Raw genomic sequence first — 11,524 nt, 5'->3', positions numbered from 1 at the left:
GGCTGCGCCTGATCCGGCCTACGCCTTATGGGAGTCAATATGTCGTTCTGCCACATGCGCATCGCCAGACCGGTCAGCGAACTGGAGACCAGCGCCAGCATGTATTGTGCCGGGCTGGGGCTGCAGGAACTTGGCAGCTTTACCGATCATGAAGGATTTAGCGGGATTATGATCGGCTCCGCGGATGCCAGCTGGCATCTGGAATTCACCCACTGCCGCCACCATCCCGTTACCCCCTCGCCAGGAGATGAAGATCTGCTGGTGCTGTACTATCCGCAGCGTCAGGCCTGGGAGGCACAATGCAGCGCCATGGACGCCGCCGGGTTTCTGCGCGTCACGGCGTTCAACCCCTACTGGGAGGTCAACGGCGTCACTTTCGTCGACCGCGACGGCTATCGCACCGTGCTGCAAAACCGCGCCTGGGGCGTGGTGGGCGATGAGTCGCATGTGGCGGCGAGCTGACGATGATCGGGGCTGGCGTCAACCGCTGCAAAAGCAATTATTTACCTTCGGACAGACAACGTTCCCGTCGGTTACCGATAAAACGCCTTCCCGACTCGCCAGCCTTCTCGCGGCGCGCTATGCTAAACATCCCTATGTATTAACCCTTTATCCCTATGAGCACTTCCGTCAGCACCACACAGCTTAATTTGCGCATCATTTCGATCGTTGTTTTTACCTGTATCTGCTATCTCTCGATTGGTCTGCCACTGGCCGTTCTACCGGGTTATATTCACTATCAGCTGGGCTACAGCACCTTTGTCGCCGGTATTGTGATCAGTCTGCAGTACATCTCCACGCTAATAAGCCGGCCGCACGCCGGGCGCTATACCGATATCTGGGGGCCGAAAAGAGTGGTTAGCCTCGGGATCGTCTGCTGTCTGCTTAGCGGCGCCTTCACGCTGCTGGCGGTAATGTTGCAGACGATGCCCATGCTGGCGATTGCCGCGCTGTTGGCGGGCCGGGTATTTCTTGGCGTCGGCGAGAGCTTTACCGCCACCGGAGCCACCCTCTGGGGGATCAAAACCGTCGGCGCGATCCATACGTCGCGGGTGATCTCGTGGAACGGCGTGGCGACCTATGTGGCGATGGCGGTGGGCGCGCCGCTGGGGGTCACTCTTAACCACTATTTCGGCATCAGCGGCTTTGCCACGGTGGTGGTGATGGTCGCCGCCATCGGCCTGCTGTTCGCCCGCACGCGGCAAGACGTCAGCGTGACCGCCGGTGTCAGAGCGCCCTTTCACGCGGTGGTGCGCAAAATCTGGCCTTATGGCCTGGGGCTGGCCTTTGGCACCGTCGGTTTCGGCGTTATCGCCACCTTTATCACCCTTTACTTTGCCGCGCACAGCTGGCAGGGCGCCGCGTTTACCCTCTCGCTGTTCAGCGTCGGTTTTATCTGTGTTCGCCTGGTGCTGGGGAATACCATCACCCGCTACGGCGGAGTCCCGGTCTCCCTGGCCTGCTTCGTCATCGAATGTCTCGGTCTGCTGCTTATCTGGCTGGCGCCGTCAGCCTGGGTGGCGGGCATCGGCGCCTTCCTCACCGGCTCGGGTTTTTCGCTGGTCTTCCCGGCGTTGGGGGTTGAGGCGGTAAAACAGGTGGAAGAGCAAAACCAGGGGACCGCCCTCGGCACCTACTCGGCGTTCCTTGACCTCGCGCTGGGGCTGACCGGGCCGCTGGCCGGCTGGGTCGCCGGCTACTACGATCTCGCCACCCTGTATCTGCTGGCGGCGATCGTCGTCGTGTTCGCTTTCCTGCTGATTTTACGCGTACATCTGCAACAGCGGGCAGCGGTCAGGACGTAGCCAGGCCCGGCTCGCGGATCGCCGCGGGCTGCCGACACCGGCAAAAAACGAATCGGCAATTGACGACGATTCGGCTTCCGTGCCAACATCCCCCTCAGCGTCTGGCGACAGATGCAAGGACGGTGGCGGAAAACAACAGAGATCGCGCAACGATCCAGCCCGCCGCCGTAGTCCAATCCGAATCACTGACCCACACGGTGAATTCCTGATTCTGGCGGGAAACACAGACATGCACCAAAGTTTTAATCAGCGCGTTCATTTCTATTACTGCGTCCTGGTCGCGCTGAAGATGCACGGAAAGTCGAAAAAGTCGGGCGGTATCCGTGGAAAGAACAACTTTCTACTGAAATGGCTGCGCCGGGCGCAGGATAACAACATTTTCCATCCCGATATCACCAGTGAAATCGAATGGCTGCGCGGGAAGATTATTCAGGCCGGCTACGATACCGATCTCGAGCCGATGCTGGATTTTGTTTACGCCACCGCCAGCCGCGCCGAAGCGCTGAAGAACGCCGAATAAGCCACTGCGCCCGCTGCGGGCGCAGATGCTGACCAATCCGCTTCCCCTCACAATGTGCCCATACCGCACGCGATAGCCTGCTGATGCCATTTTATCTGTGACAGTGTCACGCTGCCAGGTGCTGCAGGGGATCATTTCCCCTGACAGGCGGCCCTGGGCGTTCTATGCTTTGCCCTGTCTCCCTCACACAGGACAACGCCCGATGGCTGACTGGAATCCTTCGCTGTATCTGCAGTTTGACGCTGAGCGCACCCGCCCGGCGGCTGACCTGCTTTCCCGTATCGCTCACCTGCAGGTTGAGAGCGTCGTTGACCTCGGCTGCGGGCCGGGCAACAGTACCCGCCTGCTGCGTGCCGCCTGGCCGCTGGCGGCGATCGTCGGTATCGATAACTCCCCGGCCATGCTGGACCAGGCGGCGCGGGCCTTACCCGACTGTGAGTTCATCGAGGCCGATATCGCCAGCTGGCGGCCTGCGCAACCGCCAGACGTGATCTATGCCAACGCCTCGCTGCAGTGGCTGGCGGATCATGAGACGCTGTTTCCGCATCTGGTGAATCAGCTGGCGGATAACGGTACGCTGGCGGTGCAGATGCCGGATAACTGGCAGGAGCCCTCCCATACTCTGATGCGTCAGGTCGCCGGCGAGCTGGGATTGCCGGACCGCGGCCGCCAGCCCCTGCTTCCGCCGGACGCCTGGTACGATCTGCTCACCCGTCAGGGCTGTGAAGTTGATATCTGGCGCACCACCTATCTTCATCCGCTCGCTTCTCATCAGGCGATAGTCGACTGGCTGCAGGGCACCGGATTGCGACCTTATCTGACGGACCTCGATGAGCAGGCCAAAAGCGCCTTTCTGACCCGCTATTTGGCATTGTTGGCCGACCACTATCCGTTACAGTGTAACGGAATGGTGCTTCTGCGCTTTCCACGTCTGTTTATCGTGGCGCGAAAAATAGCCGCCTGAGGGTTGCCTTGAGCGTGGAGTAAAACATAACCAATACATAAGCAAGTCGAGCCAGCAAACATTCCTGTTTTTCAGGATCAATTATCCTGAACATTGCGATATTCAACACATTCCTCAGCGTGCGACAGTGACGACCACTTCAACCTGTAACGGGAGTCACCATGGATACCACCCCTGTCGATCGCCACACGCTGGCTGCCATTGCGCCAAAACTGGCAGAACTGACCGAAACGGTGCTGTTTGGCGATATCTGGGCGCGCAGCGAGCTGTCGCCCCGGGAACGCAGCTTAATCACCCTCTCCGCCCTGACGGCGCTGGGCAAAACCGAGCAACTGCCCTGGCATATCGCCTACGGCTATCAAAATGGCCTGAGCCAGGAGGAAATTGTCGAATTATTTACCCACCTGGCGTTCTACGCCGGCTGGCCGGCGGCGGCCAGCGCCCTGACCTGCCTGAACGCGCAGGAGGCGCCATGCCTCTGACCCGAATTTCGCTTGGTACGGCATGGCGTCCCGCGGAGTTTGCTCAGCTGTCGGCGCTATTCCATGAGTGTCTGGTGGCGGAGTTTGCCGTGCCGCCGGCGGACAAATTTCAGTTTATCGAGCAGACCGCCGACGGGCAGCGCATTTACGACCCGCATTATCTTAGCGGCGGTCGCAGCGACCGCTTCGTGCTGTTTCATATTTTCGCCGGAAAACCGCGCCGCCGGGCGCAAAAACAGGGGCTCTATCGTCGGCTCTGCGCGCGGTTAGCCGATGAGATGGCGGTCAGCCCGCAGGACGTGATGGTGGTGATCCAGTTTAACCAGCTGGAGGACTGGAGTTTTAGCGCCGGCAAAATGGCGGGTGAATAAGTCAGGCGGCGCCTGCAAGGGCGCCGCGATTCAGGCTATTTAGTTGCTACCAGGCGAGATGATGCACCAGTGACAGATCCCAGGCCGTCGCCAATAGCGAAAGAAACATTATCAGATTGACCACTGTTTCGAGACGTTTTTCCATCGTTGCTTCTCCTGAGCCTGTTTCCCCTGTTATAGCGGGAAAAGCTTAACAGCATCTTATCGCTTCAGGAGTCAAGGGTGATCCTGTAGCGTACATAATCGTCAGCTGGGGTGAATTCATCATACAGGTGGCGGGCGGGATTATCACGGCGAGTATGCCAGTACAGACGTGACCAGCCTTGATCAGCCCCTTCGGTTTGCAGCGACTTAATCAGCGTTCTGGCAATGCCTTGTCCGCGGAAAGCTGGATCGACGAACAGATCCTCCAGATAGCAGATTGGCGTGGTGACCCAGGTGCCTTCGTGCAGAATGCAGATAGCGAATCCCACCACCGTATCATTCACCACTGCGACCCTGCCCAGCACGGGTGAGTTCACGTCCAGCATCCGCTGCCAGGTGCATTCGGTCACCTCTTCCGGCTGCGGACTGCCGTAGAAGTGGGTATAGCCTTCCCAGAGCTGAAGCCATTCGGCTTTGTCATGCGGCCGTACTTCCCGGATATCGATGACCATGCGAGTTTCCTTACAGATGAATGAATTAGCCTGCGAACATTGGCAGGAACCAGGTATTAAGGCCATTATTTTCCTGCGCAGATATTTGTTCAAGCGGCTTAACCATAATTCCCGCCTGCGCAGGGCGATTTGGCACTAAAAAGCCTTTTGCAGCGGGGCTGCTGACCGGCTCTATCGGGACAATAAAAAAGTATGTTGTAACTAATTTGAGTGCCAATAAACCCGGCCGCAGCCGGGTGAAGAGACTCCGCTATCAGCAGAGAGGCCTGACGGCGTCGCGCATTCCGCGGGTCAGAATAGCGTCAAGGTCAGCGGCGACCTGATCCACCAGTCCGGGGATCTGGCTTAGATCCTGCTCCCAGTGGGACTCCACGCTGAGCACAGCGGAAACCAGCTCGCGGGTGCTTATCTGACCGTCGCGATGGCGGGCCCAGAGCGTCTGGTAGCGCGTCAGCCAGTCAGCATCATCCTGTACCGGATAGCTTGTCCCCTCCCGCTCTCCTCGGTAGAAGGCGATCAGCGCCGCCAGCGCGAAGGTCAGGCGCGGCGGCAGCGTGCCATGCGCCTTCTGCCCTGCCAGCAGCTGCGGCAGAATACGGGTGCGGTACTTGGTCATGCCGTTGAGGGCGATCGAGAGCAGCTGATGTTTGATATAGGGATTGCGGAAGCGCCCGGTCACGGCGCTGGCGAATGACACCAGCTCATCGCGCGGCAGGTCCAGCACCGGAATAATCTCGTCATAAATCGCTTTTTCGACAAACGCGCAAATCTCCGCGTCGTTCATCGCTTCGCCGACGGTGTCGATTCCAGCCTGGAAGGCCACCGGCACCAGGGCGGTGTGCGCCCCGTTAAGGATCGCCACTTTGCGCTCTTTATAGGGCTTGATATCGTCGACGATACGCACATTCAGCGGCAGCTTATCGAGACGCAGCTCGCTGGCCAGCGAAGCGGGCCCCTGGATAACAAACAGATAGAAGTGCTCAGCGGTATCGAGGAAAGCGTCTTGATAGCCGGTTTGCGCCTCCAGAGCCGCCACTTCATCGCGCGGATAGCCGGTCACAATGCGATCCACCAGGGTGGAACAGAAGGTGTTCGCCGAGGTGAGCCAGTTGATAAAGTCCTGCGGCAGCTGCCACTCGGCGGCATAGCGCAGGACCAGGGCCTGCAGCGCCTCACCGTTATAATCGATCAATTCGCAGGGGATAATCACCCATCCCTTATCGGCTGCGCCGGCGAAATGCTGGTAACGCTCAAACAGCAGGCGGGTTAGTTTCGCCGGATAGCTGACCGGCGGCGCGTCGTCAAACCGATCCCCGGCATGGTAGCTGATGCCTGCCTCGGTGGTATTGGAGAAGACAAACCGTATCTCCGGGTTATGCGCCAGTCGTAAAAAAGCGTCGTAGTCAGCGTAAGCGCTGATTTCGCGGTTGACCGATCGGATCAACCGCGCGTCGCTAACCGCTTCGCCCTGCTCGTTGAGACCACGGATAATGGTGGTATAGAGGCCGTCCTGGGTGTTCAGCGACGGTGGAAAATCCGTGTCAATGGGGCGAACGACCACGATGCCCGCATTCAGGTCGGTATGCTCGTTGAGCAGGTCGAGCTGCCAGTCAACGAATGCGCGCAGAAAGTTGCCTTCACCAAACTGGACGATACGGTCAGGGTACTGCGCGCCGGGGAAATCACGACGGTTTAATGTTTTCACAATGGGTTCCCTCTAATAGTAGTCATACAACCTGAGTAATTGGTCCAATAAGTTATCAGGTTTTACGACCACTGAAACCCTGTTTTGATCAAAGCATTCTGCAATAGCGGCCGTCAGGGCAGAAACTTATAGAACAGCGAGGTGGCAGTCATCTTGCCGTCTGGCATCAGCGCATAGCGCGGAATTTCCCCCACTTTTTCCCAGCCGCAGCGAACATAGAACTGCTCCGCCCCGCTGCCGGTCGCCGTGTCCAGCACCAGCACTGTCTTCCCTTCCCGGCGAGCGGTTTGCTCCAGCTCCGCCATCAGCGCGTTGGCAATACCCTGGCGGCGGGCATTTTGGTGAACCAAAAGTTTGGCGACATCCGCACGATGCGGCTGATTTTCCGGCTGGCTGATAATCAGCTGCACGGTGCCGACGGGGCGCGCGTCAGCGTCAAGGGCGGCCAGCACGATGCGCTCCCCGGCCGCCACACTGTCAGCGGTACGTTGCCAGAAGGTCGTCGCGGTTTGCAGACTGAAAGGCAGCATAAAGCTCACCGAGGCGCCGCCGTTAACGCAGCTGGCCAGGATATCGCTTAATGCCGGAAGATGATGAAAAATATCGTCACGCGACAGCGTGCGCAGTGAAAAGGATGTGGTCATAAGAGCTCCCTGTTATCGACCACATCACTATGTTTTTAACCAAAAATTAACACAAGAGAGATCCTGATAGGATTTTCTTATGGCGCGCTTTCGGTGAGCGCCGGCATACAGATGCGGTTACGGCCGGTCTGTTTGGCTTTGACCATTTCATCATCCGCCGCCAGCAGCAGCTGGTTAAACAGTTCGGTAATGCGGGCTTGGCCCACCTCGCGGGTCTCCAGTCCCATACTGATGGTCAGATGGATCGGGTTCTGACCGAGGCCGAAGGGTTGCGACTCCACACCGTGGCGGATCTTCTCCGCCAGCACATAGCCCTGCTGAGCGCTGTCGACGACGGCGGCCACCGCAAACTCCTCGCCGCCGATACGGGCAACCATCCCCTGCTCGCCCACCAGGTGTCGAACCTGCTGGGCAAACTGGGTCAGCACGCAATCGCCGCCTTCATGGCCCAGAGCATCATTCACTCGCTTGAAGCCATCGATATCCAGCACCATCACCGTCAGCAGCTTATCCGCCGGCAGCGCCTGGCGCTTCAGCGCCTCGCTCAGCCCGGAACGGGAATAGACGCGGGTCTGGAAATCAAAATCAGCGCGCAGGGCCAGCTGCTTCACCAGCATGTTAATCGCCTCGACGCTGGAGGCGACGATCACCGGGCTTATCAGCATAGCCGCGATCCCCAGGCGGGTGGAGAACAGCTGCCACGGCTGCATTCGCGTATCCGGCGAAAAGTGAATTAACGAGTTGGCCACCAGCAGTATCTCGCCGATGCCGGTGAGAAAGGTCAACAGGCAGGTCAGCGGCAGCGGATAGCGCACGGCGCACCAGATCAGGGCCGGTAACGGGAAGGTAATGCTGCCGGCGCCGCCCACCGCCACGCCGAGAGCAATCGACAGCACCAGCGCCAGCGCTGGCAGCAGCTGGCGAAAGCGAAAACCGCTTAACGCGGATGGCAGCGTCAGGGTCAGAATAAACGGCAGGATAAGCACCGCCGTCGAGAACTGCTCGCTAAACCAGTCCGCCAGCTGGGGGATAAAGGTGGCGCGCTCGACGTCCACCGACCCCAGCGCGCCGACCGCTGCGCACAGCAACGCGGCTAACAGACAGAAACAGAATAAATTAAGCGCGTTAATCGGGCCTGGCATGGAATCGGCGCGTCGTTTATCCCACAGCACCAGCTGTGCCAGGGTCACAATAAAGACAATATTGGAGAAGTTAATCAGCAATGAGGCAAAGCCCATTCCCCAGCGCGAGGTTAATCCGTCATAGACCAGCATTGCCGCAAAGCAGACGGCATAAAAATAGCTGCGATTAAGCCATACGTAGCGCGCAAAAATCCCGGCCATCACGGCGTTGAGCGGCCAGAAGAAAGAGAGCTCCTGCACCAGACGCAGCATGGCGCCCAGAAAATGCAGCAGTAGCGTTAACGTAAATAAGACCAGTGCATCGCGCACGGGTTGTTCTTCACGAAACAGTGTAAATGACCGAATCGACAGTGAAGACATTCAGTAATTATCCGTCTAATTGTTTCAGGCAATTATTATGTTAATAGTTAGTTAGCGGATTATCATAACATGAGAATATTTATCAGGCATACTCCGGCGCCGATCAAATGCAAATTAGCGCACAGACGGCGCGTTCATCTGCAGCACCAGCCAGCGGTGGATCACCTGCACAATATAGCGCTGTTCCTGCTCGCTCAGCGCGCGGCCGTGGGGAATGGCGTGCCATTTTTCCAGGCAGCCGCGACAGCAGGTGGCGGTCGCGTGCTGGGCGATAAACACCGGGTGACCGCGCATCGGCGTCTGCTTGCCATCATTGGCCGGCGCGGCGGATGCCAGCCGCTGGCGAATGAAATCGGCGGCGTGCTGGTCGATGACCTCCGGTCCCTTATCGAGACAATATTGCCGCTCTTTCATCCCCAGCCGGAAGCGCGAACGAAACGTCGAGCGCGCCAGACGAGCAAACAACCGATCCTGATCGACCATCAGAACACCGACCTCCCCAGCCGCTGAGTCAGTTTCTCCAGCAGCGCCACCCCGGCCAGCGAGTTACCCGCCTCGTCAAGCTCCGGGCTCCACACCGCGATCGCCATCTCCTGCGGCACGATCGCCACAATTCCGCCGCCGACGCCCGATTTCGCCGGCAGCCCCACGCGCCAGGCGAACTCGCCGGCGTTCTGGTACATGCCGCTGGTCATCATCAGGGCATTCACCTGACGGGACTGAATAGGCGCGATAACCGGCTTTTCCAGGTGCGGGGCGATGCCGCGGTCGGCGAGGAAGAGAAAGGTTCGCGCCAGCTCGACGCAGCTCATCTCCAGCGAACAGTAATGAAAATAGTTCTGCAGCACGGTGGTGACGTCGTTATGGAAGTTGCCGAAGGATTTCATCAGCCAGGCGATAGCGGCGTTGCGTGCCGAATGTTCAAACTCAGAGCGGGCCACCAGTGGATCGTAGGCGATATCGGCCACGCCGCTGAGGCGGCGGACTATCTCCAGCATCCGCTGACGCGGCGCGCTGAGCCGGCTCTGCAGCATGTCGCAAACCACCAGCGCCCCGGCGTTGATAAACGGGTTGCGCGGTTTACCCTGCTCGATCTCCAGCTGCAGCAGCGAGTTAAACGGCTGGCCAGAGGGATCTTTCCCCACCCGCTGCCAGATCTCTTCTTCCTGATAGTGGTTCATGGCCACCACCAGACTCAATACTTTGGAGATCGACTGGATGGAGAATCGTTCATGCGCATCGCCGGCGGCAAAATGTTGCCCGTCCACTGTACTGATAGCGATGCCAAGCTTGTCGCCGCTGACGCTGGCCAGCGCCGGAATATAATCCGCCACTTTACCGCGGCCAATCAGCGGCCTGATTTCTGCCAGAATGGCTTCCAGCATTGCGTTATTGATCACCGTCGCCACACGCGGCTCCTTGCCCACCGTCGAATTTTGGTGGGCGAGTATAGCAGACGAGAACGACGGTCGTCAGGGACAAACGCAGATTAGCGACGGTCTTTCCAGACGGTCTGCGCATTGCAGAACTCGTGCAGACCAAAATGCGACAGTTCACGACCAAAACCGCTCTTCTTCACGCCGCCGAAAGCCACCCGGGCGTCGCTGGCGCAGTAGCCGTTAAGGAAGACGCCGCCACACTCCAGCTCGCGGGCAAAGCGCTGAGCCTGCGCCTCGTCGGTGGTGTAGACCGTTGCTGACAGGCCAAATTCGCTGTCGTTGGCGAGGGCCAGCGCGTGGTCCGCATCTCGGGCGGTGGTCAGGGTCGCCACCGGACCAAACAGTTCCTGGCGGAAGCCGGTCATTCCGGCGGTGACGTTGCCCAGGACCGTGGGCGCGTAGTAATTGCCCGCCCCTTCGATTTTCTCCGCCCCCAGCAGCAGGGTCGCGCCTTCATCGAGGGTCGCCGTGACCTGCTGGTGCAGTTCATCGCGCAGATCGAATCGCGCCATCGGCCCGACGTAATTCTGCTCGTCGCGCGGATCGCCCATCTTCAGCGCCGCGACGGCGTCGACAAATTTGCGGGTGAAGGCTTCGGCTATGCCGGCTTCGAGGATAAAGCGTTTCGACGCGGCGCACACCTGGCCGCTGTTCTGATACCGGCCGGTGACGGCGGCCTTTACCGCTTCATCCAGATCGGCGTCGTTCAGGACGATAAAGGGATCGGATCCCCCAAGCTCGAGCACGCATTTCTTCAGCGCTGCGCCCGCCTGAGCGCCAATCGCTTTTCCGGCGCGGACGCTGCCGGTGACGGTCACCGCCGCGATGCGGTCGTCATTGATAATCTGCGAAACGCCGTCATTGGTGGCATTGACCCAGCCAAAAACCCCCTCCGGCAGGCCGGCGGCGGCAAAAATTTCGCCCAGCAGACGGGCGCTGCCCATTACGTTAGGGGCATGCTTCAGCAGGTAGCTGTTGCCGGCCAGCAGGATCGGCACCGCGCCGCGCAGCACCTGCCAGACCGGGAAATTCCACGGCATCACCGCCAGAATAGCTCCCAGCGGACGATATTCGATCACCGCCTGGTTATTTTCCACCAGGGTGGCTTCGGTCGCCAGCATCGCCGGGCCATGTTCGGCATACCAGTCGCAGAGGTTGGCGGATTTCGCCACCTCGCCGCGAGCCTGAGCAATCGGTTTGCCCATCTCGAGAGTGATCGTCTGGGCCACCTCTTCACCGCGAGCGCGCAGCTCGGCCCCGATGCGGCGCAGCGCGTCGGCGCGTGCGGCGAGCGGCGTCTGACGCCACTGGCGATAACCCGCCGCGGCGAGAGCGATAGCCGCGTCGACCTCGCGTTCGCTGGCCCACGGCAGCGAGGAGACCACCTCACCGGTAGTCGGGTTGACGGAGACGGCGTGCGTTGCAGATAAATTCAT

At 59.5% G+C, this 11,524-nt stretch carries 13 protein-coding genes; 6 read left to right on the top strand and 7 right to left on the bottom strand.

Annotation, left to right across the window (positions count from 1 at the left end):
* Nucleotides 1–39 precede the first annotated feature (39 nt).
* From ABLU50_RS06060 to ABLU50_RS06035, 6 genes are all read left to right on the top strand, one after another.
* Nucleotides 40–462: a VOC family protein gene (locus tag ABLU50_RS06060; protein WP_004205943.1), complete on the top strand. Its 423-nt coding sequence runs from the start codon at nucleotides 40–42 to the stop codon at nucleotides 460–462.
* Between the two features lie 155 nt (nucleotides 463–617).
* Nucleotides 618–1,805 carry an MFS transporter gene (locus ABLU50_RS06055; RefSeq protein WP_004205944.1) on the top strand — a complete coding sequence of 396 codons (1,188 nt, stop codon included), beginning with the start codon at nucleotides 618–620 and terminating at the stop codon, nucleotides 1,803–1,805.
* A gap of 229 nt (nucleotides 1,806–2,034) precedes the next feature.
* Nucleotides 2,035–2,325 carry a hypothetical protein gene (locus ABLU50_RS06050; protein WP_004205945.1) on the top strand — a complete coding sequence of 97 codons (291 nt, stop codon included), beginning with the start codon at nucleotides 2,035–2,037 and terminating at the stop codon, nucleotides 2,323–2,325.
* A gap of 202 nt (nucleotides 2,326–2,527) precedes the next feature.
* The gene (tam, locus tag ABLU50_RS06045) at nucleotides 2,528–3,289 is read left to right on the top strand and encodes a trans-aconitate 2-methyltransferase (RefSeq protein ID WP_060655803.1); all 762 of its coding nucleotides are present in this window, start codon (nucleotides 2,528–2,530) and stop codon (nucleotides 3,287–3,289) included.
* A gap of 161 nt (nucleotides 3,290–3,450) precedes the next feature.
* A complete protein-coding gene (locus ABLU50_RS06040; RefSeq protein ID WP_049115607.1) occupies nucleotides 3,451–3,771 on the top strand; it encodes a carboxymuconolactone decarboxylase family protein in 321 nt (106 codons plus the stop codon).
* Entirely contained in the window at nucleotides 3,762–4,142 is a 381-nt protein-coding gene (locus ABLU50_RS06035) for a tautomerase family protein (protein WP_004205951.1), read from the top strand. The genes ABLU50_RS06040 and ABLU50_RS06035 overlap by 10 nt, the downstream gene beginning before the upstream one ends.
* 209 nt (nucleotides 4,143–4,351) lie before the next feature.
* Here ABLU50_RS06035 and ABLU50_RS06030 read toward each other — a convergent pair whose 3' ends face one another.
* The 7 genes from ABLU50_RS06030 to sad all read right to left on the bottom strand — a co-directional run bounded on the left by ABLU50_RS06030 (nucleotide 4,352) and on the right by sad (nucleotide 11,524).
* A complete protein-coding gene (locus tag ABLU50_RS06030) occupies nucleotides 4,352–4,798 on the bottom strand; it encodes a GNAT family N-acetyltransferase (RefSeq protein ID WP_004205953.1) in 447 nt (148 codons plus the stop codon).
* A gap of 253 nt (nucleotides 4,799–5,051) precedes the next feature.
* Nucleotides 5,052–6,503, bottom strand: coding sequence for a tagaturonate reductase (locus tag ABLU50_RS06025; protein WP_087833288.1), 1,452 nt, complete (start codon nucleotides 6,501–6,503; stop codon nucleotides 5,052–5,054).
* A 113-nt stretch (nucleotides 6,504–6,616) separates the two neighbouring features.
* Nucleotides 6,617–7,147: a GNAT family N-acetyltransferase gene (locus ABLU50_RS06020; protein ID WP_087833287.1), complete on the bottom strand. Its 531-nt coding sequence runs from the start codon at nucleotides 7,145–7,147 to the stop codon at nucleotides 6,617–6,619.
* A gap of 77 nt (nucleotides 7,148–7,224) precedes the next feature.
* Nucleotides 7,225–8,649: a GGDEF domain-containing protein gene (locus tag ABLU50_RS06015; protein WP_057215154.1), complete on the bottom strand. Its 1,425-nt coding sequence runs from the start codon at nucleotides 8,647–8,649 to the stop codon at nucleotides 7,225–7,227.
* 114 nt (nucleotides 8,650–8,763) lie between these two features.
* Entirely contained in the window at nucleotides 8,764–9,132 is a 369-nt protein-coding gene (locus tag ABLU50_RS06010; protein ID WP_004205959.1) for a DUF4186 domain-containing protein, read from the bottom strand.
* Nucleotides 9,132–10,058: a glutaminase B gene (glsB, locus tag ABLU50_RS06005; RefSeq protein ID WP_004205960.1), complete on the bottom strand. Its 927-nt coding sequence runs from the start codon at nucleotides 10,056–10,058 to the stop codon at nucleotides 9,132–9,134. The genes ABLU50_RS06010 and glsB overlap by 1 nt, the downstream gene beginning before the upstream one ends.
* An 80-nt stretch (nucleotides 10,059–10,138) precedes the next feature.
* On the bottom strand, nucleotides 10,139–11,524 hold the full coding sequence (gene sad / locus ABLU50_RS06000; RefSeq protein ID WP_004205961.1) for a succinate-semialdehyde dehydrogenase: 1,386 nt from the start codon (nucleotides 11,522–11,524) through the stop codon (nucleotides 10,139–10,141).

The sequence above is a fragment of the Klebsiella sp. GG_Kp173 genome (assembly GCF_040062415.1).
Lineage (GTDB): Bacteria > Pseudomonadota > Gammaproteobacteria > Enterobacterales > Enterobacteriaceae > Klebsiella > Klebsiella quasipneumoniae.
Note: the sequence above shows the minus strand (reverse complement) of the source record. Positions and strands in the feature narration are given on the sequence as shown.

Excerpts from the sequence above, each read along its gene's own strand:
- ABLU50_RS06060 (WP_004205943.1), top strand. The coding sequence starts at position 40 with ATGTCGTTCTGCCACATGCGCATCGCCAGACCGGTCAGCGAACTGGAG.
- ABLU50_RS06055 (WP_004205944.1), top strand. The coding sequence starts at position 618 with ATGAGCACTTCCGTCAGCACCACACAGCTTAATTTGCGCATCATTTCG.
- ABLU50_RS06050 (WP_004205945.1), top strand. The coding sequence starts at position 2,035 with ATGCACCAAAGTTTTAATCAGCGCGTTCATTTCTATTACTGCGTCCTG.
- tam (WP_060655803.1), top strand. The coding sequence starts at position 2,528 with ATGGCTGACTGGAATCCTTCGCTGTATCTGCAGTTTGACGCTGAGCGC.
- ABLU50_RS06040 (WP_049115607.1), top strand. The coding sequence starts at position 3,451 with ATGGATACCACCCCTGTCGATCGCCACACGCTGGCTGCCATTGCGCCA.
- ABLU50_RS06035 (WP_004205951.1), top strand. The coding sequence starts at position 3,762 with ATGCCTCTGACCCGAATTTCGCTTGGTACGGCATGGCGTCCCGCGGAG.
- ABLU50_RS06030 (WP_004205953.1), bottom strand. The coding sequence starts at position 4,798 with ATGGTCATCGATATCCGGGAAGTACGGCCGCATGACAAAGCCGAATGG.
- ABLU50_RS06020 (WP_087833287.1), bottom strand. The coding sequence starts at position 7,147 with ATGACCACATCCTTTTCACTGCGCACGCTGTCGCGTGACGATATTTTT.
- ABLU50_RS06015 (WP_057215154.1), bottom strand. The coding sequence starts at position 8,649 with ATGTCTTCACTGTCGATTCGGTCATTTACACTGTTTCGTGAAGAACAA.
- ABLU50_RS06010 (WP_004205959.1), bottom strand. The coding sequence starts at position 9,132 with ATGGTCGATCAGGATCGGTTGTTTGCTCGTCTGGCGCGCTCGACGTTT.
- sad (WP_004205961.1), bottom strand. The coding sequence starts at position 11,524 with ATGAATTTATCTGCAACGCACGCCGTCTCCGTCAACCCGACTACCGGT.